At 41.0% G+C, this 21738-nt stretch carries 19 protein-coding genes and 1 pseudogene; 10 read left to right on the top strand and 10 right to left on the bottom strand.

All coding sequences use genetic code 11. The features are described from left to right. The coding region (locus HMPREF2701_RS01470) for a YSIRK-type signal peptide-containing protein (RefSeq protein ID WP_148130493.1) at nucleotides 1-4442 on the bottom strand (4442 nt) is incomplete at its 3' end. 604 nt (nucleotides 4443-5046) lie between these two features. On the opposite strand from HMPREF2701_RS01470, the gene HMPREF2701_RS01465 reads away from it, so the two are divergent. After that, on the top strand, nucleotides 5047-5676 hold the full coding sequence (locus HMPREF2701_RS01465; protein WP_061590515.1) for an MBL fold metallo-hydrolase: 630 nt from the start codon (nucleotides 5047-5049) through the stop codon (nucleotides 5674-5676). Between the two features lie 105 nt (nucleotides 5677-5781). On the opposite strand, the gene HMPREF2701_RS01460 is transcribed toward HMPREF2701_RS01465, so the two are convergent. Both HMPREF2701_RS01460 and pepO read right to left on the bottom strand, forming a co-directional pair. Next, nucleotides 5782-6546: an LptM family lipoprotein gene (locus HMPREF2701_RS01460; RefSeq protein WP_061590516.1), complete on the bottom strand. Its 765-nt coding sequence runs from the start codon at nucleotides 6544-6546 to the stop codon at nucleotides 5782-5784. A 59-nt stretch (nucleotides 6547-6605) separates the two neighbouring features. Then, nucleotides 6606-8498, bottom strand: a complete 1893-nt coding sequence (pepO, locus tag HMPREF2701_RS01455) for an endopeptidase PepO (RefSeq protein WP_070481899.1) — start codon at nucleotides 8496-8498, stop codon at nucleotides 6606-6608. A 178-nt stretch (nucleotides 8499-8676) separates the two neighbouring features. Here pepO and HMPREF2701_RS01450 point away from each other — a divergent pair, with 178 nt between their 5' ends. From HMPREF2701_RS01450 to HMPREF2701_RS10535, 9 genes and pseudogenes are all read left to right on the top strand, one after another. Continuing rightward, nucleotides 8677-9399 carry a metal ABC transporter ATP-binding protein gene (locus tag HMPREF2701_RS01450; protein ID WP_000619165.1) on the top strand — a complete coding sequence of 241 codons (723 nt, stop codon included), beginning with the start codon at nucleotides 8677-8679 and terminating at the stop codon, nucleotides 9397-9399. Continuing rightward, complete coding sequence (locus HMPREF2701_RS01445; RefSeq protein WP_000559776.1) at nucleotides 9396-10244, top strand: metal ABC transporter permease; 849 nt, start codon at nucleotides 9396-9398, stop codon at nucleotides 10242-10244. The genes HMPREF2701_RS01450 and HMPREF2701_RS01445 overlap by 4 nt, the downstream gene beginning before the upstream one ends. A gap of 31 nt (nucleotides 10245-10275) precedes the next feature. Continuing rightward, complete coding sequence (psaA, locus tag HMPREF2701_RS01440) at nucleotides 10276-11205, top strand: metal ABC transporter substrate-binding lipoprotein/adhesin PsaA (RefSeq protein WP_000733076.1); 930 nt, start codon at nucleotides 10276-10278, stop codon at nucleotides 11203-11205. A 122-nt stretch (nucleotides 11206-11327) separates the two neighbouring features. Beyond that, the gene (tpx, locus tag HMPREF2701_RS01435) at nucleotides 11328-11822 is read left to right on the top strand and encodes a thiol peroxidase (protein ID WP_070481905.1); all 495 of its coding nucleotides are present in this window, start codon (nucleotides 11328-11330) and stop codon (nucleotides 11820-11822) included. A 78-nt stretch (nucleotides 11823-11900) separates the two neighbouring features. Beyond that, entirely contained in the window at nucleotides 11901-12551 is a 651-nt protein-coding gene (locus HMPREF2701_RS01430) for a metal-dependent transcriptional regulator (protein ID WP_061590521.1), read from the top strand. Next, entirely contained in the window at nucleotides 12532-12714 is a 183-nt protein-coding gene (locus HMPREF2701_RS11590) for a hypothetical protein (RefSeq protein WP_042898761.1), read from the top strand. Before HMPREF2701_RS01430 ends, HMPREF2701_RS11590 begins: the two co-directional genes overlap by 20 nt. Then, a pseudogene (locus HMPREF2701_RS01420) lies at nucleotides 12671-13377 on the top strand (nicotinamide mononucleotide transporter). The gene HMPREF2701_RS11590 and the pseudogene HMPREF2701_RS01420 overlap by 44 nt, the downstream one beginning before the upstream one ends. A gap of 129 nt (nucleotides 13378-13506) precedes the next feature. Next, complete coding sequence (locus HMPREF2701_RS01415; RefSeq protein WP_070481897.1) at nucleotides 13507-13920, top strand: hypothetical protein; 414 nt, start codon at nucleotides 13507-13509, stop codon at nucleotides 13918-13920. An 18-nt stretch (nucleotides 13921-13938) separates the two neighbouring features. Further along, complete coding sequence (locus HMPREF2701_RS10535) at nucleotides 13939-14352, top strand: hypothetical protein (protein WP_083281704.1); 414 nt, start codon at nucleotides 13939-13941, stop codon at nucleotides 14350-14352. A 38-nt stretch (nucleotides 14353-14390) separates the two neighbouring features. Here the strand turns inward: HMPREF2701_RS10535 and dtd are convergent, their stop codons facing one another. The 7 genes from dtd to HMPREF2701_RS01375 all read right to left on the bottom strand — a co-directional run bounded on the left by dtd (nucleotide 14391) and on the right by HMPREF2701_RS01375 (nucleotide 21598). Next, complete coding sequence (dtd, locus tag HMPREF2701_RS01405) at nucleotides 14391-14834, bottom strand: D-aminoacyl-tRNA deacylase (protein WP_070481895.1); 444 nt, start codon at nucleotides 14832-14834, stop codon at nucleotides 14391-14393. A 29-nt stretch (nucleotides 14835-14863) separates the two neighbouring features. Beyond that, nucleotides 14864-17086 (bottom strand): RelA/SpoT family protein, encoded by a 2223-nt coding sequence (locus tag HMPREF2701_RS01400; RefSeq protein WP_070481893.1) that lies wholly within the window; start codon nucleotides 17084-17086, stop codon nucleotides 14864-14866. A gap of 134 nt (nucleotides 17087-17220) precedes the next feature. Next, a complete protein-coding gene (locus tag HMPREF2701_RS01395; RefSeq protein WP_000229949.1) occupies nucleotides 17221-18351 on the bottom strand; it encodes an ABC transporter ATP-binding protein in 1131 nt (376 codons plus the stop codon). A 112-nt stretch (nucleotides 18352-18463) separates the two neighbouring features. Next, nucleotides 18464-19333, bottom strand: a complete 870-nt coding sequence (locus HMPREF2701_RS01390) for a helix-turn-helix domain-containing protein (protein ID WP_070481891.1) — start codon at nucleotides 19331-19333, stop codon at nucleotides 18464-18466. Nucleotides 19334-19336: 3 nt separating this feature from the next. Continuing rightward, entirely contained in the window at nucleotides 19337-19723 is a 387-nt protein-coding gene (locus HMPREF2701_RS01385) for a Mini-ribonuclease 3 (RefSeq protein WP_000567927.1), read from the bottom strand. Continuing rightward, the gene (gene cysS, locus HMPREF2701_RS01380) at nucleotides 19716-21059 is read right to left on the bottom strand and encodes a cysteine--tRNA ligase (protein WP_070481889.1); all 1344 of its coding nucleotides are present in this window, start codon (nucleotides 21057-21059) and stop codon (nucleotides 19716-19718) included. The genes HMPREF2701_RS01385 and cysS overlap by 8 nt, the downstream gene beginning before the upstream one ends. A 17-nt stretch (nucleotides 21060-21076) precedes the next feature. Next, nucleotides 21077-21598 carry a dihydrofolate reductase family protein gene (locus HMPREF2701_RS01375; RefSeq protein ID WP_070481887.1) on the bottom strand — a complete coding sequence of 174 codons (522 nt, stop codon included), beginning with the start codon at nucleotides 21596-21598 and terminating at the stop codon, nucleotides 21077-21079. Nucleotides 21599-21738: the final 140 nt, after the last annotated feature.

The raw sequence follows: 21738 nt of genomic DNA, 5'->3' as shown, positions 1-21738 counted from the left end.
TCTGCTGTTGGTGTTACTGGAGTTACTGTTGGAGTATAAGTAGCTGTTGCTGGTGTTCCATTCTTATCTTTAACTTCAACAGTTGCTGGATCTGGTGTACCAACAAAGTCTTTGTTTGGTTTAAATGTTACAACACCTGTTAATGGATCGATTACGTATTTACCAACTTCTTTTCCATCTTTTGTTGCTGGAATTTCTTTGTCATCAACTGGTTGTCCATTTACTACAAATTTAGCTGGTTGCTGCTCGTTAATAGTAATTGGAGCTGTTTCATCACCTTGTGTAAAGACAGGTTTACCTGTTTGTTCTTGACCTTGTTTACCTTCAGATGTAACTGGTGCTCCTGTCGGTGTTACTGGTGTTACTTCTGGAGTATATTTACCTTTTGAAGTAACTGGAACTTTATTTCCTTCTGAATCAGTTGCTGTTACTGATACTTGTACATTAACACCTTTAGCTTTTCCTGTAAATGTTGGAAGTGGTTCAAATGTTACTACACCTGTTGTTGGATCAATTGTGTATGTTCCTTCTCCATCAACTACCACTTTACCTTCAGCATTAGCTCCTTCTAATGAGTAGGCAGCTGTTGTCCAGTCAACATTTGTGCCATCTAGTGTATTATCTGTATTATTTAATTCAGAGAAACGATCTTTTCCTGATTTAGAGGTTTGAGTTTGTCCTTGTTTTCCTGTAGTTTCATCTGCAGATGGTGCAATTCCGTATACAGTTGGTGTATATGCATTTTCTACCGCTACTGTTACTGGATTTCCTGATTCATCATTAAATGTTACATCAGCTGCTACTGTTACTGGATTTGCAGTTCCTACAAATCCTTCTACTGGAGTGAACGTTACTTCACCTGTCGTTGGATCTACAGTATAAGTTCCTTCTTCAGTTGTTAAAGATTCAACTTTAGCTCCTGTTTTTGGATCTACTAGTTTGTAATTTGATACTGTAGTTCCTTCTTTTCCATCATTGAAATTGTCGGCCATTGAGTCAGTTTGTTTTTGACCTTGAGCACCTGATGATTTCTCTGGTTCTGTTACTACGATGTAGTATGTTGTTTCTGTAACCGCATCATCAGTCAAAGCTCCAGAATCAGTTCCACCTACTGTAGGTGTAGTAACAACACCATTTGAGTCTACTCCTGAAACTGTTACTTTGTAACGTCCAAGTTTATTAAGAGTATATGCTGTTGCATTTGCTAGATTAGTTTGAGCTGCATTAATCAAAGCAGTGCGAGCCAATTCAACAGCTTTCTCAGCCGCCAATGCGTCTGCACGAGATGTAGTTACTTTTGTATCAAGAGTTGCAACACTTCCTTTAGAAGCGGCAATTTCTGCTTCAGTGGCTGCTTTAAGCTCATTTGCTTTATCAAGTGCATCTTGAGCCATTTTTTCAGCTGTCGGTGAAATTGAACGAAGCTTTAGATTATCCAATGCCAATTGAGCATCTTCTGCAATTCTAGTAAGGCGATCTAAACGTTCTTGCAAGTTTGCTAATGTATTTTGAGCCTCTTGATTATCTTTCACCGCTTGAGCAGCAATATTCGTTTTTTCAGCTGCAGAACGTTGCGCAGCAATGTAAGCAGCCTCTTCTGCTTTTGCAGCATCAAATACTGTTTGTGCTCCATCTGGGTCAGTTACTGTAACTTTTGTTTGGATAATATCTGAATTCTCAGCATTAGATTTATCATCGATTGCATCGGTAAATTTAACATTTGCCTTTGGTGAAGCAATTAAGTTAACTGTTGTTCCTTTATTTTCAGAATAACTTGTTGATGTTGAGTTTGGTTTAGCATTCTGAATAGAAGCTAAATCAGTGCCTACTGCTTCACGATAAGCTACATAACCACTAAATCCTGAATTAGTTGAAATTTTCCAACCAGCATTTGATTCTGTCGCAGTCACTTTAGAACCATCAGAAGCTGTCCATTGATTAGATACTGAATCGTAACTTACTTTAATTGTTCTACCTTGAGTAGAAGAAGTTTGGTCATTCGGTAATAGTGTCTCCGTGCGGAAAACATCTCCTACTTCTTTCACTTCACCTTTAGCACGAATTTCTGCTACTCTATCAACAAGATTCGCAGCTGTAGAGCTAGCACTCCATTTACGAGTAAATTCGTAAACAAAGAGCTTAACGTCACCATTCGCTTGAGCCTCAGTATAAATACGACGTTCAGTTAAAGTGGAAGTTCCATCACCGTTATCAACCAAGTGATATGCATCTTCATTTGGAAGTGTGTATTTACCTGTCGCACGGTTAAATGTTGCTACATATTCTTTTTGATTGTGATCTTTAACAGTTACTGTATCACGTTGAAGATATGCTTGAACTTTATCAGTAGTTGCTTTCGCAGTAATACTATCGACGCCAACATATTTCGTCGATTCTGCTTCAACTGCTAAGTTGATAGTCGTATCACCTGAAGTAGATACTGCTGCCAAAGTCGCACCCTCTTCTACAGCCGTATTAGTTGTACCTGCTGCAACAACCCAGTTTCCATCTTTAACAACTAACTTAGTTACTTTTCCGTCTGGCGTTGTGATTTCAGCTTTATTAGCACCTTTAGAAATTGTTACAGGAACGTTAGTTGCATAAGCCTCGACGTTTTTCACTGTAATCTTAGGTGCAACCGCAACTGTAAGGTTTTCATGAGCTTCTTGACCGTTCATGTCCCATGCATTTGCAGAGTTGTAGTCTTTTGCCAAAGCAGCAACAGTAAAGATTCCAGCTTCTGTTGGTGTCCCTGTAATTAAACCTGTCTCTGGAGCATATGTCAATCCTGGAATAGTATCATCAAGAGATACTGGTTTCTCACCATTTTTACCAAGTGTTTTACCATTTAATGTTGTATAAGCAGTAACTGTTTGAGGGTTGGACATAGATCTCACTTTAGTTCCATCAGCTGCCACAAATTCTGCTGGTTTTCTACTTGATGCTGGTGACGTTTTAGATCCTGCTACAAACTTAGAACCATCTTCACGTTGATAGTTAGCTCGCGTATCCCTATTTACACCATCATTATCAACATATTCCAAATTATGACTAACTTGATCTCCAACAGTTACCATTGTTGATTTTCCCTGAATTCTAGGTGCTGTTGAATCTTGCCAACCAATCCAACCAGCTTGTAGGTCACGGAAGTACACTTTTTGCTCAGTACCGTCTTTTGCAACAGTTAATTCATAACGGAAGTCATAAACACCATTTTGAATATTTGCTCCGATGTAACCTTCTACAGTATCCGAATTTGCGTTATAACCTAAACCTGGCGGTAAGTTCATTGGAGTGACTTTCTTGATAGTATATCCTGCTGCTTTAGCTGCATCACTCAACTCGAAACGTTTAGTTACATCTTTAAGATAAACATAATGGTTACCTTGTTCATAAGTGTAGCCATAGATTTCTGTCGCTAAGTACTCATAAGCTCCACCTGATCCATATGAATTAGTATTATTATTTTGACCACTTGCACGGAGTTTATTATTCCACATCGCTGCTTCACGCCCAAGTTTTTGAGCTTCTGTTTTTGATAAAGGAAGGTCAGTACGTGCACCAGTCCCAGGTTGTGGATTGTTTCTAGCTACTGTTTCTGTGTTTTCAGATTGGAATCCTTTAACATAGATACGATACGTATCATTGTTATCCAATGTTTTATATGTTTTACCAGTAGCTGTTGCAAACTCACCGTTTTCTTTTCTAAGTTCTGTAGAAGCTAAGGTATAGCCTTCACTAGCCGAACGTAAGTGTGAACCTTGGACTAGTTCTTTGCCATTACGTTCATCTTTAGAACCAGTGTTTTCAATTGCGTTTGACTCAGATTTTTTCTCAGTATTTCCCGCTCTCTTCCCTACAGTTTCTTTACCATTTGTAGTATCAACTGCTGGAGTTTCTTTTTTCTCAACTGGTTTGTTTTGTAGTTTTGAGTTTACAGTTGTTACAAGTTTGTTGTAAGCAGCTTTTAACTCATCTTGACTAGTAGCACTTGAAAGAGCTGCTTTTGCCGCTTCCAAATCTGCATTCAAAAGAGCCAAACTTTCGTCTGTCTTGTTTGCATATTTACCTGCAGCTATATTTCCTGCTACCTGGTTAACATAAGCTTCTAATTGAGCCTTATCCAATTTAGGAGCTACTACTTCTTTCGGAGCTTCCTCTGGTTTAGCTTTCTCTGCTTTAACCTCTGGTTTAGCTTCCTCTACTTTAGTTTCTGGCTTAACGGCTTCCTTCTCTTTATTAGAATCCGCTTGATTTGCTGGGGCAGTAGCTGCAGCTACTGATGCTTCAGCACCTTGAACTTCCGTTGCTGATACCGCACCATTTCCAAGGAACATCAAACCAGCTGCAATTGCTACTGATGCTGCTCCAAAGCTATATTTCCGGATACCATAACGGATGTACTTTTCTACTCTAAAATCTTGTTGTTGCTTGCCTTTCATTTAGACCCACAACCTCCTTTTTTTATTTTGATGTCGATTTACAAGTTATTGATATCGAAAACTCACAGGTAACCTCAGATGAAACAAAAGATGTTAGAAGTGAAGCTTGATATCATAAAATTGTCTACAACATACAACTTTATGATATCATATTTTCTAGTCTGTAGCAAATAAAATGACTTATTTTTTTATTCTAAATTTAAAATAAATATTTTCCAAAAATACAACAATTTTCAGATTTTTTTACTTGTAAAATAATATGTAGCAAGCTGTTACAGGTCTCATACTCTATTTTTGTTAAATTAGTATATTGATTCAATTTAACCTTACATGTATATTTTATTTCCTTTTTTACAAACTTCCTTCTAATACAGAGTACAATTTACTTGTTTCATTAATTCACTCTCCAGCTCATTAGCTTTATTTTAAATCCCAGTCAATTAAAATCTCTAGCTAGTTCATAACTCTAAAAATAGCTATCTCTATTTTAGACAGAATGAAGTAGATAGCAAGTAACCTTCTATAAAGAAAAACTTTCTGTCTACTTTATTCCCCCTAACTGTGCTATACTTAATTTAGTACATTCTTTGAGATTGGAGCTAGTATGAAAATCCATAAAACTGTGAATCCTGTTGCCTATGAAAACACCTATTACCTGGAAGGTGAAAAGAACCTCATCGTTGTTGATCCTGGTAGCCATTGGGAAGCCATTCGTCAGACAATAGAGAACATCAACAAACCGATCTGTGCTATTCTCTTGACCCACGCCCATTATGACCATATCATGAGTCTGGACTTGGTTCGCGAGACTTTTGGCAATCCTCCTGTCTATATCGCACAGAGCGAAGCCAGCTGGCTCTATACTCCCGTCGATAATCTCTCTGGGCTTCCTCGCCACGATGATATGGCAGATGTGGTCGCAAAACCTGCAGAACACACCTTTAGCTTTCATGAAGAATATCAACTAGAGGAATTTCGTTTCACTGTCTTGCCAACACCAGGGCACTCTATCGGTGGTGTTTCTATCGTCTTTCCTGATGCTCACCTAGTCTTGACAGGAGATGCCCTATTCCGTGAAACTATTGGACGAACCGACCTTCCGACTGGTAGTACGGAGCAGCTACTCCATAGTATCCAGACCCAACTCTTCACCCTACCAAACTATGATGTCTATCCAGGGCATGGTCCAGCTACGACCATCGCTCACGAAAAGACTTTTAATCCATTTTTCTAGCTAGCAAAAAACCAAGGAATTTTTATCCTTGGTTTTTGTGTATTGCTATTCAATTCTCCATTCTTTGATGTTAGAATCTAGCCTAGTATTGAATTTCATAGAACATTAGTTAGCTGGCTCAAATTCTTTCCATTCAAATTTAGCTAAATCAACTTCATTAGAAGAAATCTCTAAGATTTGCTCTGGTTTTTGATCACTACCAATTTGAAATATTCCTTCTTTAATCTTCTGGACTCCGTCTTTATTAAAAGCATACAGACTTAAGTTCATTTCTGGTCGTGTTGACTGCCAGTCTGCATATCTGACTTGACCGTTTTCATAAATAACTAAACTGGAACGAAAACCACCTGCAGAAGCTACATAAGCTGTATGAAGCAACTTGGGTTGTTTATTCTCTAAATAGTAAATGGCCCCTATATATTTTTTATCTCCAATAATCAATTCATCTTGACCGTCATTATTTAAATCAGCGTATACATAATGAAGACTAGCTGGTTTATCGTAGGTGCTTAGTGTAAAGATATAGCCATACTCTTCAGAAAAAATCTTGTTCTGTTTCAACTTTTCATACAAGGATTCTCGGTCACCACTACTTAAAAGGACCTGATAGTGATTGTACCGCTCTATTACTCCCTCGTACAAATCTTTTCCTGTTTCGCTTTTCGTTTCCATTGTTGTTGACGGCGTTGCCATTGAAGAACTTGTACTAGTTTGGCTCTCTGACTTCGTAGAGCCTTCCTTCTGTTCCTCTTTGGTAGAAGATGATTGTGTTGCCGAAGGTTCTATTTTTTCATCCTTTTTGTTTGCACCACAAGATGCTAAAACAAAAACAGTAAGAATAGCTGAAAGCATCATTAAAAATTTCTTCATGTTAACCTCTTTAACCCATCCTATGCAGATTTACGGATCTTAGTATTAGATTCGATTCATTACCAAATAATCACGCGGTCTTCTGGTGAACGCCACATACCGTCTCCTTCTTTGACATCATAGGTTGTAAAGAAATCATCGAAGTTTGGTACTTGTACATTGACACGGAGTTTGGCTGGTGCGTGCACATCGACGCTAGCCAAGAGTTTCATAAATTCTGGACGACCTTTCATGCGCCAGATGCGACCGAAGTTGTAGAAGAATTCTTCTGCTGAGAAGTCCGGTTCTCTCTTAGCTGCTTCAAGCGCTGCAGCGATTCCTCCCAAGTCAGCCACGTTTTCTGACACAGTCAATTTACCATTAATGGTTGCTCCATAAGAATCTTGTCCATCAAATTGGTCAATAACTTTTTGTGTTTTCTCCTTGAAGGCAGCATAGTCACTCTCTGTCCACCAATCCTTGAGACTACCATTTTCATCAAAGGAAGCTCCGTTGGTATCAAAGGCGTGGGAAATTTCATGGGCAATAACTGCCCCAATACCACCGTAGTTAGCAGAAGACGACTGATGTAAGTCATAGAAAGGCGCCTGTAAAATAGCTGCTGGGAAGACAATCAGGTTCTTCTGAGGATTGTAGTAGGCATTGACCATATGAGCAGGCATGCCCCACTCCTTGTAGTCTACAGGCTGGTTCCACTTGCTCCAACTGTGTTTGATTTCCACACGCGCAAAGGCTAGAGCATTGTCAAAAAGACTAGCAGTCTCATCCACTACCTTGTCCTTATAACGTTCTGGCAATTCTTCTGGGTAACCGATATAAGGCTTGATGACATTGAGTTTGACGATGGCCTTATCACGAGTTTCAGGAGTTAGCCAGTCATTTTTAGCCAAGCGTTCCTTATAGACATCAATCATGGTTGCCACTTTTTTCTCCACATCTGCCTTGGCCTCTGGAGAGAATTTTTCATGGGCATACCAGAGACCCAAGGCTTGTTTGAAAGGACCTTGTGCTAGCTGGTAGGCTGCCTTGACCTTGTCTTTGGCTTCTGGAACTCCTGAAAGCGCACGGCTATAGGCACCTGACAAGACACGGATTTCTTCTGTTAAATAGCTGGTTGAGAGATTGACAACACTTAAAATTAAGGTTGCCTTGAGGAGAGGCCAGGCCTCTTCACTATAGAATTGATCTGCTACTTGCCAGAAGCGTTCCTCGTCTACAATAACCTTGTCTGGCACTTGTCCAAGAACGGCTTGGAAGAAGTCATCCAAAGGTAGGGCATGCGCAAATTTCTTGAAATCTTCGTAAGCATATGGATGGTATAGTTTAGCATACTCTGAACTTTCTTCATTAGAAAGCACCACTGACGCAACTCGACGGTCCAATTCTAGTCTTTTCTCTAACAAGTCTTCAATTTCTGCATCAGAGAAATCATAAGCCTTGAGGAGATTTGCGCTGCTTTCTTTCCAAAGAGTCAAGAGCTCTTCGCGCTGAGGATGGTCTTCTGCATAGTAGGTCGTATCTGGCAGGATTGTGCTTGGAGCACTGGCCCATAGAACATTGATTCTAGCATCCATAAAGTCTGGCGATACACCAAAAGGAAGGAAGTTTGGTTTTCCTGCAAGTTCAAACTCTGCTAGTCTAGCTGTAAAATCCGCAAAAGTCTCCAACTCTTGGAATTCTTTAAGGAGTGGTAAGACAGGTGTGATACCGTCAGCTTCTCTCTTGTCAAAATCACGAACTAGGCGGTGGTATTTGACGAAGTTTACTAAGATAGCATCCTCAGGCACCTCTTCTCCTGCCAACCACTTGTCTGTTGTCGCAAGCATCAAGTCTTCAATTTCCTGATCTAAATCAACAAAACCTCCTGTTTGAGACTTATCTGCTGGGATTTCAGCTGTCTGTTGCCATTCTCCATTGATTGCATCATAAAAATCATCTTGATAACGTGTCATCTTGTTCTCGCTTTCATTTTTTAAGTTATTGCTAGCTTAACAAAAATTGCTTGGGAATGCAATTAAAAATGGACTTTCCTTTTTCATTATTTTCAGTTATTATTTTAAATTTTTTAAAAATTAACTTGACTTAATTTTTTTTTTAAGGTATATTAAGAGTTAGGAGGAATACAAGTTTATGATACGTATCGAAAACCTCAGTGTCTCCTACAAAGAAACGTTGGCACTTAAGGATATTTCACTAGTGCTCCAAGGACCAACAATTACCGGAATCATTGGTCCAAACGGTGCTGGAAAATCAACATTATTAAAAGGTATGCTGGGAATTATCCCACATCAAGGTCAGGCATTTCTCGATGACAAGGAAGTTAAAAAATCCTTACACCGAATTGCCTATGTCGAACAAAAAATCAATATCGACTACAACTTTCCCATCAAGGTCAAGGAATGCGTCTCGCTAGGACTATTTCCCTCTATTCCTCTCTTTCGCAGTTTAAATGCTAAACATTGGAAGAAAGTGCAAGAAGCCCTTGAAATCGTCGGCCTAGCTGACTATGCTGAACGTCAAATCAGTCAACTATCTGGAGGTCAGTTCCAGCGGGTCTTGATTGCCAGATGTTTGGTGCAGGAAGCTGACTATATCCTCTTGGATGAACCCTTTGTTGGGATTGACTCTGTCAGTGAGGAAATCATCATGAATACGCTGAGAGATCTGAAAAAAGCTGGGAAGACGGTTCTCATCGTCCACCACGACCTCAGCAAGGTTCCCCACTACTTCGATCAAGTCTTGCTTGTCAATCGAGAAGTGATTGCCTTTGGTCCAACCAAAGAAACCTTTACCGAAGCCAATCTTAAAGAAGCTTACGGTAATCGACTCTTTTTCAGTGGAGGTGACCTATGATTGCAGAATTTATCGATGGATTACAAAAATTCCATTTCCTACAAAATGCCTTGATAACAGCCATTGTCATCGGGGTCGTAGCTGGAGCTGTGGGATGTTTCATCATCCTACGCGGGATGTCACTCATGGGAGATGCCATTTCACATGCTGTCTTGCCAGGTGTAGCCCTCTCCTTTATCTTGGGCCTTGACTTCTTTATCGGAGCCATTGTCTTTGGACTACTAGCTGCTATCATCATTACCTACATCAAGGGAAACTCGATTATCAAAAGCGATACCGCCATCGGCATTACCTTTTCTTCTTTCTTAGCCCTCGGTATCATCTTGATTAGTGTCGCTAAAAGTTCAACTGACCTTTTCCATATCCTTTTTGGTAATATCTTGGCCGTCCAAGATACGGATATGTTTATTACTATGGGTGTAGGAGCAGCCATTCTCTTGTTAATCTGGATTTTCTTCAAGCAACTCTTGATAACTTCCTTTGATGAACTCTTGGCTAAAGCCATGGGAATGCCTGTCAATTTCTATCACTACCTTCTCATGGTACTTCTAACTCTCGTGTCTGTGACAGCCATGCAAAGTGTCGGAACTATCCTGATTGTAGCCATGCTGATCACCCCAGCTGCAACTGCTTATCTGTATGCTAATAGCCTAAAAAGCATGATTTTCCTTTCCTCAACCTTTGGAGCCACAGCTTCAGTTTTGGGGCTCTTTATCGGCTATAGCTTTAACGTTGCGGCAGGTTCTAGTATCGTGCTCACAGCCGCTAGTTTCTTTCTCATTAGCTTCTTTATCGCTCCAAAACAACGATATTTGAAACTGAAAAATAAACATTTGTTAAAATAAGGGGCAAAACCCCAATAAATTGGAGGATCTAATGAAAAAATTAGGTACATTACTCGTTCTCTTTCTTTCCGTCATTGCTCTTGTAGCATGTGCTAGCGGAAAAAAAGATGCAGCTTCTGGTCAAAAACTAAAAGTTGTTGCTACAAACTCAATCATTGCTGATATTACTAAAAATATTGCTGGTGACAAGATTGATCTTCACAGTATCGTTCCTGTTGGTCAAGACCCACACGAATACGAACCACTTCCTGAAGACGTTAAGAAAACATCTCAAGCTGATTTGATTTTCTATAACGGGATCAACCTTGAAACAGGTGGCAATGCTTGGTTTACAAAATTGGTAGAAAATGCTAAGAAAACTGAAAACAAAGACTACTTTGCAGTCAGCGAAGGCGTTGATGTTATCTACCTTGAAGGCCAAAACGAAAAAGGCAAAGAAGACCCACACGCTTGGCTCAACCTTGAAAATGGGATGATTTTTGCTAAGAATATCGCAAAACAATTGAGCGCTAAAGACCCTAGCAACAAGGAATTCTACGAAAAAAATCTCAAAGAATATACTGATAAGCTAGACAAACTTGACAAGGAAGCTAAGGAGAAATTTAACAACATCCCTGCTGAGAAGAAATTGATCGTAACCAGTGAAGGATGCTTCAAATACTTCTCTAAAGCCTACGGTGTCCCAAGTGCCTATATTTGGGAAATCAATACTGAAGAAGAAGGAACTCCTGACCAAATCAAGACCTTGGTTGAAAAACTTCGCCAAACAAAAACTCCTTCACTCTTTGTAGAATCAAGTGTGGATGACCGTCCAATGAAGACTGTTTCACAAGACACAAACATCCCAATCTACGCACAAATCTTTACTGACTCTATCGCAGAACAAGGTAAAGAAGGCGACAGCTACTACAACATGATGAAATACAACCTTGATAAGATTGCTGAAGGATTGGCTAAATAATCCTTTGAAAAACGTCATTCTCACATGAGCTGGCGTTTTTTCTATGCCCACATTTCCAGTCAAATCATTGGAAAATTCCGACCTTTTCAGCTAAAATGGAAGAAAAAAGATTGGAGTATCTTATGGTAACTTTTCTCGGAAATCCTGTGAGCTTTACAGGTAAACAACTACAAGTCGGCGACAAGGCACTTGATTTTTCTCTCACTACAACAGACCTTTCTAAAAAATCTCTGGCTGATTTTGATGGCAAGAAAAAAGTCTTGAGTGTCGTACCTTCTATCGATACAGGTATCTGCTCAACTCAAACGCGTCGTTTTAATGAAGAACTGGCTAGACTGGATAATACAGTTGTCTTGACTGTTTCAATGGACCTACCGTTTGCCCAAAAACGTTGGTGTGGTGCTGAGGGAATTGAAAATGCCATCATGCTCTCAGACTATTTCGACCATTCCTTTGGACGTGATTATGCCCTCTTAATCAATGAGTGGCACTTATTGGCACGCGCAGTCTTTGTCCTCGATACTGACAATACGATTCGCTACGTTGAATACGTTGACAATATCAACTCTGAACCAAACTTCGAAGCCGCAATTGCAGCTGCTAAAGAACTAAATTAGAAGCCATTGTGGCAGATAGCTAGAGAAATCTAGCTTTTTTTGATATACTAGATAAAGATATTAGACAAGAGGAAACGAATGACCCCGAATAAAGAAGATTATCTAAAGTGTATTTATGAAATTGGCATAGATTTGCATAAGATTACCAACAAGGAAATTGCGGCTCGTATGCAAGTCTCTCCCCCTGCCGTAACTGAAATGATTAAACGGATGAAGAGCGAAAACCTCATCCTCAAGGACAAGGAATGCGGCTATCTACTGACTGACATCGGCCTCAAACTGGTCTCTGAGCTCTATCGTAAGCACCGTTTGATTGAAGTTTTTCTAGTCCATCATTTAGACTATACGAGTAACCAGATTCACGAGGAAGCTGAAGTCTTGGAACACACTGTCTCTGATTTATTCGTGGAGAGACTAGAAAAATTACTTGGATTCCCCAAGACCTGCCCTCACGGAGGAACTATTCCTGCCAAGGGAGAACTCTTAGTTGAAATCAATAACCTGCCACTAGCTGACATCAAGGAAGCTGGTGCCTACCGCCTGACTCGGGTGCACGATAGTTTTGACATTCTCCATTATCTGGACAAGCACTCACTTCACATCGGTGACCAACTCCAAGTCCAGCAGTTTGATGGCTTTAGCAATACCTTCACTATCCTCAGTAAAAACGAGGATTTACAAGTAAGTATGGACATTGCCAAACAACTCTATGTCGAAAAAATCGACTAATTTCTCAAGCACCCTACCAACCCTGAAAGTTTTATTTTCAGGGTTTTATTTCTATCATTTGATTTTACTTTCATTTAGTTGTAGAATATTTGTAAAAAAAAAGAAAGATAGTTTAACCTATGAAAAAATCACTAAAAATTTTTGCGACATCCAAATGGTTTGACCTCTTCGGCGTTGCTTTGGTCGTTGGGATTGCGATTGCATCTGGTTACCTCAACTCCCGCCTCGATAAATTTGTAGACTGGGGACCATGGACAGCACTTGTACCCTTTGGATTGATTTCCGTAACCAACGTTGGGATTTCCATGTTATCCACTCGTTTCACGGGAAAATTAAGCAAATGGGGAAATTACTTTGGTATTGTTAATACCATTTTGTCCGGTGCTATTGATTATATCCTTGGAAATAAGGCAGCTATCATTACCTATCCCGTCACCTTCCTCATTTATACCTTTGCTATTAAGAAATGGGAAGCTTCGCAAGAAGGCAGACCCAACCAAATGAGCCAAAACAGCTAAAATTGGCGGCCATCATCATTTCAATCATCGCCTTCCTCTTTGCCTTTGTGACAAACTATATCGGCTATGGAGGAAAGATGAATCTCCTTGCCTACGTAACAACTATTGCCTTTGCATTGTCCCTCATTGCCAATGCTTTTAACGCATTGAAACTAACAACTCAGTGGGGCTTTTGGTTGATTTACAATTTCGTTCAGCTGACAAAAGCTGGTATTCAAGGAAATTTTGCCAATATCGGAAAATACATCTTTTATATCCTCAATGCAATCGGAGCTTTATTTGTCTGGAATGATGAAGAAGTAAGATAATAGAAGAAAACTTAAATAAAAAAACAAGTCGACTTAAGAGAATCTCCCTTCTGCTATTTTTATCATTTTACTTGTAACTCCCATTCTTTTGGAGTAGAATGAAGTTAGATAAAAGAGGGAGGTCATCTTATGAAAAAACTCTTTAGAATCCATTTTACAGCAATTGCAGTCATCGATTTGCTACTATTCGCATTTTTTAACAAAAGACCCGAGACATCTTTGGAGTGGCTCTTGCTCTCTGGTTTTATTTTCCTCCTTGCTCAAGGACTCCTGCTATTTCGCTTGGTTGTCCGACTCAAACATCAATTCGCTGAGATTTATCCTAAAATCAATAAAAAGATTCGCTTCTACTATTTAGGGATTCTCTCCATTGATTTTCTATTTTTTGTCCTCTTAGCCTTCATTAGTTCTCAGCGTTTTTACTCTCTTATGCCAATCATCACTGCTTGTCATTCTACTTTATATTATATGACGGCTGACTACCTAAGAGAACACTATCCAGATTTTTACGATAAACACATCTCTTTATGGGAGTGTCTCTAAGGAAAAGGAGGTTTTAGCATGAAAAAAATCATCTCCATCAAGACCATTCAACTCCTTATCATCGATGGAATTATGCTGGCATTTTTGACATTTAAAGAGGGACTTACTTGGGATTGGATGTTGATTTATAGCGGTTGGCTCATTTTCTTTCATCCTGTGCTATTGACCTATCTTTCCAACCAACTTTGTGACCACTTTAGTCACCTTTATTCCCAGATTAGACCGAGATTCTGGCGCTTTGCCTTACAAATCCTTCTATGGGATATCCTGATGATGCTCTCCTTGCTATTTTTAAGAGTTATTCCACTTTTCCTTCAGGGAACTCTCCTAACCCTAGGACACCTCATCCCTTCCTATCGCATAAGCCAAAGCCTGAAAAGAGACTTCCCAAAAGCCTATCAAGAAACGATTTCATTTTGGAGTATTTTGTGATAGATAAGAAAAACCAAGCCGACTGGGCTTGGTCTTTCTTATCTATTTTTAGTATCAAGGATAATGGTAACTGGACCGTCATTGACCAGCTCAACCTGCATATCCGCTCCAAAGATCCCTGTCTGAACAGGCACTTCTTGCTCTAATTTTTGATTGAAAGCATCATAGAAATCTGATGCCATATCAGGCTTGGCTGCGCCTGTGAAGGCTGGACGATTGCCTTTCTTGGTATCCGCAAAGAGGGTAAACTGAGAAATAGAAAGGATTTCTCCTTCAATATCTTTGACAGACAGGTTCATCTTGCCTTCTGCATCTGAAAAAATCCGCATGTTGACCAGTTTTCTCACAGCATAGTCCAAATCTTCCTCTTGGTCCTCTGGTCCAACACCAACCAGCAATAAGAGCCCCTGATTGATTTTTCCCTGAATCTGGCCTTCTATACTCACTTGGGCTTTTGTAACCCGTTGGATAATGATTTTCATAATAGCCTTTCTAGTAAGAGCTAGGACAATTAGCCGTTGGTCCGTTTGACAGAGTATACTTCCGGCACGCTCTTAATCTTATCTACAACCGTAGTTAGCGTCGAGAGGTTGGCAATGCCGAAGGATACATGGATATTAGCAAACTTCATATCCTTGGTTGGTTGGGCGTTGACTGTTGAGATATTCTTAGTTGTGTTTGAAAGAACTTGCAGTACATCGTTCAACAGTCCTGTACGGTTGAGGCCGTAAATATCGATATGGGCGATATACTCCTTATTTGAGCTAGAGTACTGGTCTTCCCACTCCACATCAAGGAGACGTTGCTCGTAGTTTTCTTGGGCGCGCAGGTTCATACAGTCCACACGGTGAATAGCTACACCACGCCCCTTAGTGATATAGCCAACAATATCGTCACCAGGAACAGGATTACAACACTTGGCAATTCGCACTAGGAGACCTGAGGCTCCTTCAATCACCACTCCACCCTCATGCTTGACCTTGAGGGTTTCTTTGTTCTCAACCTTGATTTCGCCACCTTTGACAAGTTCTTCTGCTTCCGCCTTGGCCTTGGCACGTTCTTCCTCACGGCGTTCCTTTTCGGTCAGACGGTTAAAGACAGTAATAGCTCCAATTTCTCCAAAACCAATAGCTGCAAAGAGAGATTCTTCTGTCTTGTAGCTGGTCTTTTGCAGAACTTGATCCATGTGGCGCTTGTCCATGAATTTATTGGCAATATAGCCATTTTCTTGGAACTGAGCCATCAGCATCTCACGGCCCTTGTTGACAGATAATTCCTTGTCTTGGTTTTTAAAGAACTGACGAATCTTATTGCGCGCCTTGCTGGTCTTGACCATATTGAGCCAATCACGGCTTGGCCCAAAGGAGTTCGGGTTGGTGACAATTTCAACCTGATCCCCTGTCTTGAGCTTAGTTGTAAGTGGAACCATACGACCATTGACCTTGGCACCAGTTGCTTTTTCACCGACTTTGGTATGGATTTCGTAGGCAAAGTCAATCGGTCCTGAATCTTTTGGAAGTGAACGGACAGCTCCATCTGGGGTAAAGACGTAAATCTCCTCAGCCAGATAGTTTTCCTTGACTGAATCCACAAATTCCTTGGCATCATCAGCCTGATCTTGGAGTTCCATCATCTCCTTGATCCAGTTCATCCCAATAGCTGATTCCTTGCTGTTAACCTGCCCCTTGATGCCTTTCTTATAAGCCCAGTGAGCCGCAACCCCGTACTCAGCGACCTCGTGCATTTCCTTGGTCCGAATCTGGAATTCAATCGGCCCTTTTGGCCCATAGACAGTCGTATGGATAGACTGATAACCATTGGCCTTGCGGTTAGCGATATAGTCTTTGAAGCGACCAGGCATAGGCTTCCAAAGCTCATGCACGTAACCAAGCATGGCATAAACATCACTTTGGGTATCCAAAATACAACGAATGGCGATCAGGTCATAAATTTCCTCAAAACGTTTTCTCTTATCCTGCATTTTGCGGAAAATCGAGTAAATATGCTTGGGACGACCGTAAATCTTCCCTTTCAAGTGACGATCCGTCGTATATTCCTCTAATTTTGTGACCACCTCATCCACCAAGGCTTCACGCTCTCTGCGTTTTTCCTTCATCATATGGGTAATCTTGTAAAACTCCGTTGGGTTGAGATAACGGAAAGATAGATCTTCTAATTCCCATTTGACGCTAGAAATCCCCAAACGGTGAGCAAGAGGTGCATAGATTTCCATGGTTTCTTTAGAAATACGCTCCTGTTTGTCTTTTCGAAGATGTTTCAGGGTCCGCATATTGTGCAAACGGTCAGACAATTTGACCAAGATCACGCGGATGTCCTCAGACATAGCCATGAGCATCTTGCGATGATTTTCAGCTAATTGCTCCTCGATAGATTTGTACTCGACCTTACCAAGCTTGGTAACCCCATCTACGATTACGCGCACATCAGAACCAAACTCTCTTTCCAAATCATCCAAGGTCGCATCTGTATCCTCCACAACATCATGCAAGAAACCACAAGCTACTGTTACAGCATCCAACTTGAGCTTAGCTAAAATACCTGCCACTTGGATAGGGTGAATGATATAAGGCTCGCCTGATTTGCGGTATTGACCACTATGGCAATCCACCGCATAGACCAAGGCCTTATGGACAAAATGGACATCCTCTTCCGTTAAATATTCTTTAGTTAAAGCGACAACTTCTTCGCCTGTTAAATTCTCTTCTTTTGGCATCTCTACTCTCCAATTCTTCCTACCATTTTATCACTTTTTTAAGAATATGAAAACTAGAAAATTCCCTCTCAATCAATCCACATCTCAAAAAACACTGCCAGATTTCTCTAGCAGTGTTTTGAGTTTTATTTATCTTAGTAGACTGTTTTTTCAGTTTCTACATCGAAGAAGTGGGCTTTGTTCAAGTCAAATCCAAGTTCAACTGTTGCACCTGTTTGCAAGTAGTCACGAGCGTCAACTTTAGCAACAAATTCATCTTTACCAACTTGGCAATAAAGGTGAGATTCTGAACCAAGCAATTCTGATACTGAGATAGTAGCTTTAACAACTGATTCTGGGAATGTTTCAAGGAAAGCAGGTTCTGCATTTACGTCTTCTGGACGGATACCGAAGATCAATTCTTTACCTTCGTAGCCTTTTTCACGAAGAACTTTCAATGCTCCTTCTGGAACTTTCAAACGGAAACCGTCAGAAATAATTTCGCTACCAACCAATTTCACATTGATGAAGTTCATAGCTGGGCTTCCGATGAATCCTGCTACGAATTTGTTCACTGGGTTTTTGTAAACTTCTTGAGGAGTACCGATTTGCTCTACACGTCCGATAGTACCTGTACCAGCAGGGTTCTTAGTTGCTGACATGATAACGATACGGTCTGCCAGTGTCATCGCTTCTGTTTGGTCATGAGTTACGTAGATAGTTGTAGCTCCGATACGACGGTGGATTTTAGCGATTTCAGCACGCATAGATACACGAAGTTTTGCATCCAAGTTTGACAAAGGTTCGTCCATCAAGAATACTTTTGCATCACGGACAATCGCACGCCCCATGGCAACACGTTGACGTTGACCACCTGAAAGGTCAGCAGGTTTACGTTCCAAGAATTCTTTCAATCCAAGGATTTCAGCTGCTTCTTGCACACGTTTGTCGATGTCTTCTTTGCTGTATTTACGCAATTTCAAACCGAAAGCCATGTTGTCATAAACAGTCATGTGTGGGTAAAGAGCGTAGTTTTGGAATACCATGGCGATGTCACGGTCTTTTGGAGCTACGTCGTTGACAACCACGCCATCGATAGATGCAGTACCTTCTGTGATATCTTCAAGACCAGCAATCATACGAAGAGTTGTTGATTTACCACATCCTGAAGGACCTACGAAAACAATAAACTCTTTGTCTTTAATGTCCAAGTTGAAGTCTTCAACTGAGTAGTGTTCGCTGTTTGGATATTTTTTGTAAATGTTTTTAAGATTCAATTCTACCATGAGGTGAACTCCTTTTGTCTTTTGATAGTTTTATTATAGATGAAAACGCTTTACATTTCTATGGCAAGATGACCAAAAAAACAAAAAAGTTCTGTGCAACTTGCACAAAACTTTAGAGAATATCTGGTAAAATCAACTGATAACACAGGGTCAGGTCAGTCAATTCCTTCAACTGAAGCCCTGTCAATTCTTCCCACTTATCAATCTTGTATTGGAGAGAATTGCGGTGCAGATAGAGTTGCTGGGCTGTTTTTGTTAGGACAGCACTATTTTCCCAAAGGGAGAGAATGATTTCCTGAATCTGATCTTGATCCAAGATCATCTGGTGCAGGCATTCTTTAATGACTCTCAGGTCCACGAGCCTTTCTCCCATACTCCAAAGATAGAGCTGAGAAAAAGTATGAACACCTTGGTGACCCTGACGCCACCAAGTCTTGAACAAATCGCGCTCTGCTTTAATCAAGTCTGATAGGGCTTGATGGCCTGTCTGAGACCAAACTTGGCCCAACATGATTGACAGACGAAGTCCAAAGTCATACTCAACCGCTTCAATCGTATCACTTAAAATAGCTCGTACAGAAGTGTATTTATCTTGTTGAAGTACGAAAACATAATCCTGAGCTCCGACCTGAATCACCGTCTGACAGTTAGGAAAAAGAGTCCGCATCATATCTAGCCAAGAAGCTAGATTTTCCTGCTGAAAATAGGACAGATGACAATAAACCAACTGAATCTTTTTAAAAGTTTGTGGTGCCTGTCCCTTCCCCTCAATCAAATAGGAATACCAAGGGTTGAGCGAACGAGCCTGCTCCTGCTGGGTCAAAAGAGAAATCAACTGCTTTTCACGCTCACTGAGCCCAGCTTCCTCCAGCAAAATCCACTGCTGAGAAACTAGAGGGAGAGTGAGAAAGCCCTCTTTCTCTACTGGTTGGTCTGAAATCTGAGCTTCAGGAAACCAGTCTTGTAGTTCTTTTGCCATCATGTCCTAGCCCTCCACTTTTTGGATGCACCATGAAATCAAGCTCTCAAGACGTTCCAGATTTTCAGTCATATGGAGATAGCCCATGACTGCTTCAAATCCTGTGGACATACGGTAAGTCACCACATCAGCATTTTTGGCCTTGGTATGACTATTGGTATTGCGGCCACGTTTGTAGATTTCTTCTTCTTTTTCCGTCAGTACTTGCTCCTCCAACATAAGGGAAATCAGGCGAGCCTGAGCTTTGGCTGACACATACTTGGTTGCTTCTTGGTGGAGTTTGTTGGGTTTGGTCATACCTTTGAGGATGAGGTGACGGCGAATATACATAGAATACACCGCGTCCCCCTCAAAAGCTAGCGCAATCCCGTTAATGAGATTGACATCAATCACGTGTCCACCTCACTCCATCCTTGGTATCAAGGAGCTTAATCCCTTGAGCAGCCAATTGGTCACGAATCTGGTCCGCTGTCGCAAAGTCACGATTGGCACGCGCTTCTTGGCGTTTTTGAATCAAGGCTTCAATCTCTGCATCCAATACTTCCTCAATAAAGACAATACCAAAAACTTCCAACATATCCGCAAGAGCTTGCTTGACACTTGCATCATAGTTGCCAGAGTTTATCCATTTGGCCATCTCAAAGACAACTGTGATACCGTTAGCAGCGTTAAAATCTTCATCCATTGCTGCTACAAACTTATCTTTAAATGCTTGTAACTCTTGGGTAACCACATTTCCTGTAAATGGTTGCTCGTAAGTATTCTTCAGATACTTGAGATTAGTCTCTGCATCCCGCACTGCTTTTTCCGTAAAGTTGATAGGCTTGCGATAATGTTGAGTCGCAAAGAAAAAACGAAGCACTTGTCCATCAAGAGTTTTGAGAGCATCGTGCACTGTGATAAAGTTACCCAAGGACTTGGACATCTTGACATTGTCGATATTGACAAAGCCATTGTGCATCCAGTAGTTGGCAAAGGTCTTACCTGTTTTGGCTTCTGACTGGGCAATTTCATTGGTATGATGAGGAAACTCCAGATCGGCTCCACCACCGTGGATATCAATGGTATCACCTAAAATCTCTGTTGACATGACTGAACACTCGATGTGCCAGCCCGGACGACCAGGTCCCCAAGGACTATCCCAAGAAATCTCGCCTGGCTTGGCAGCTTTCCAGAGAGCAAAGTCTACAGGATTTTCCTTACGTGCCGTTTCTTCATCGGTACGACCTGAAGCACCCAGCTCCAAATCTTCCAAGGTTTTATTGGCCAACTTGGCATAGTTATGAGATTTTTCCACACGGAAATAGACATCTCCTTGACTCTCATAAGCATAGCCTTTTTCAATCAAATCTTCCACAAAGCGGATGATATCCACCATAAACTCCACCACACGCGGATGGCGAGTCGCAGGTTTGACACCCAAGGCCGTCACATCCTCACGAAAGGCAGCGATGTACTTGTCCGCAACCTCCTGAGGCGTGATGCCTTCTTCCTTGGCACGGTTGATAATCTTATCATCCACATCCGTAAAATTGGAAATATAGGCAACCTCGTACCCACGATACTCAAAATAGCGACGAATGGTATCAAAAGCTACCGTCGAACGAGCATTCCCCACGTGGATATAGTTATACACGGTTGGCCCACAAACATACATCTTGACTTTACCGTCCTCAATCGGGACAAATTCTCGCAAATCACGAGACATGGTGTCGTAAATTTTAATCATGCGGTTCACTTCCTTCCCTATTTCTGACTTTTTCGGCTGAAAACCAGCTCTGCAAAAGGACCAAATTGTCTGAGGCTATCCAGTTGGTAAAAACGCTGCCCTTCCTCTTGGGTAAAGAGGGGAACCCCCTTTCCTAGGATAAGGGGCGCTATCTGAATAATAAGGTGGTCGAAAAGATCCGCATCCAAGAGCGGTCCTACTAAGGAATTACCACCAATCACAAAGACATTTTTGCCTTTGTCAATCTGGTGAACAAAGTTCACCACATCCCCAGCTACTGGCTGGTAATTGCTGACAGGCAGGTGCCTATCATGCGTAAAGACATAGTTTTCCGTAGCTTGATAAAAACGTTCTACATCTTGCAAATCTTGGATTTCCTCAAAGGTCCGCTTGCCCATGATGGTGATATCCATTTGCCTGTAAAAGTCATCATAGCCTGTATCCTCTACAGAACCAAGCTGATGCAGCCAGTCTATTCTGTGCTGGCTGTCTGCCAAGTAGCCATCCATGGTGATACAGCCGTAAAAATATACTGCCATTCTTGTAGTTTCCTTTCTAGTTCTGCTTCGCCTTCACTTAGCGGGATAGCCCCAGAAGATTATACCTAAGCTAATCAAAGTATTCAGCAAAATCCTTGCTGGACAAGAAAAATAAGCCAGACAACAGCAATTCTAATCTG

The organism is Streptococcus sp. HMSC077D04, assembly GCF_001808785.1.
In the GTDB taxonomy this organism is placed as follows: Bacteria; Bacillota; Bacilli; order Lactobacillales; family Streptococcaceae; genus Streptococcus; species Streptococcus mitis_BX.
The sequence above is the reverse complement of the archived record's forward strand: the minus strand, read 5'-3'. Positions and strand labels throughout refer to the sequence as shown.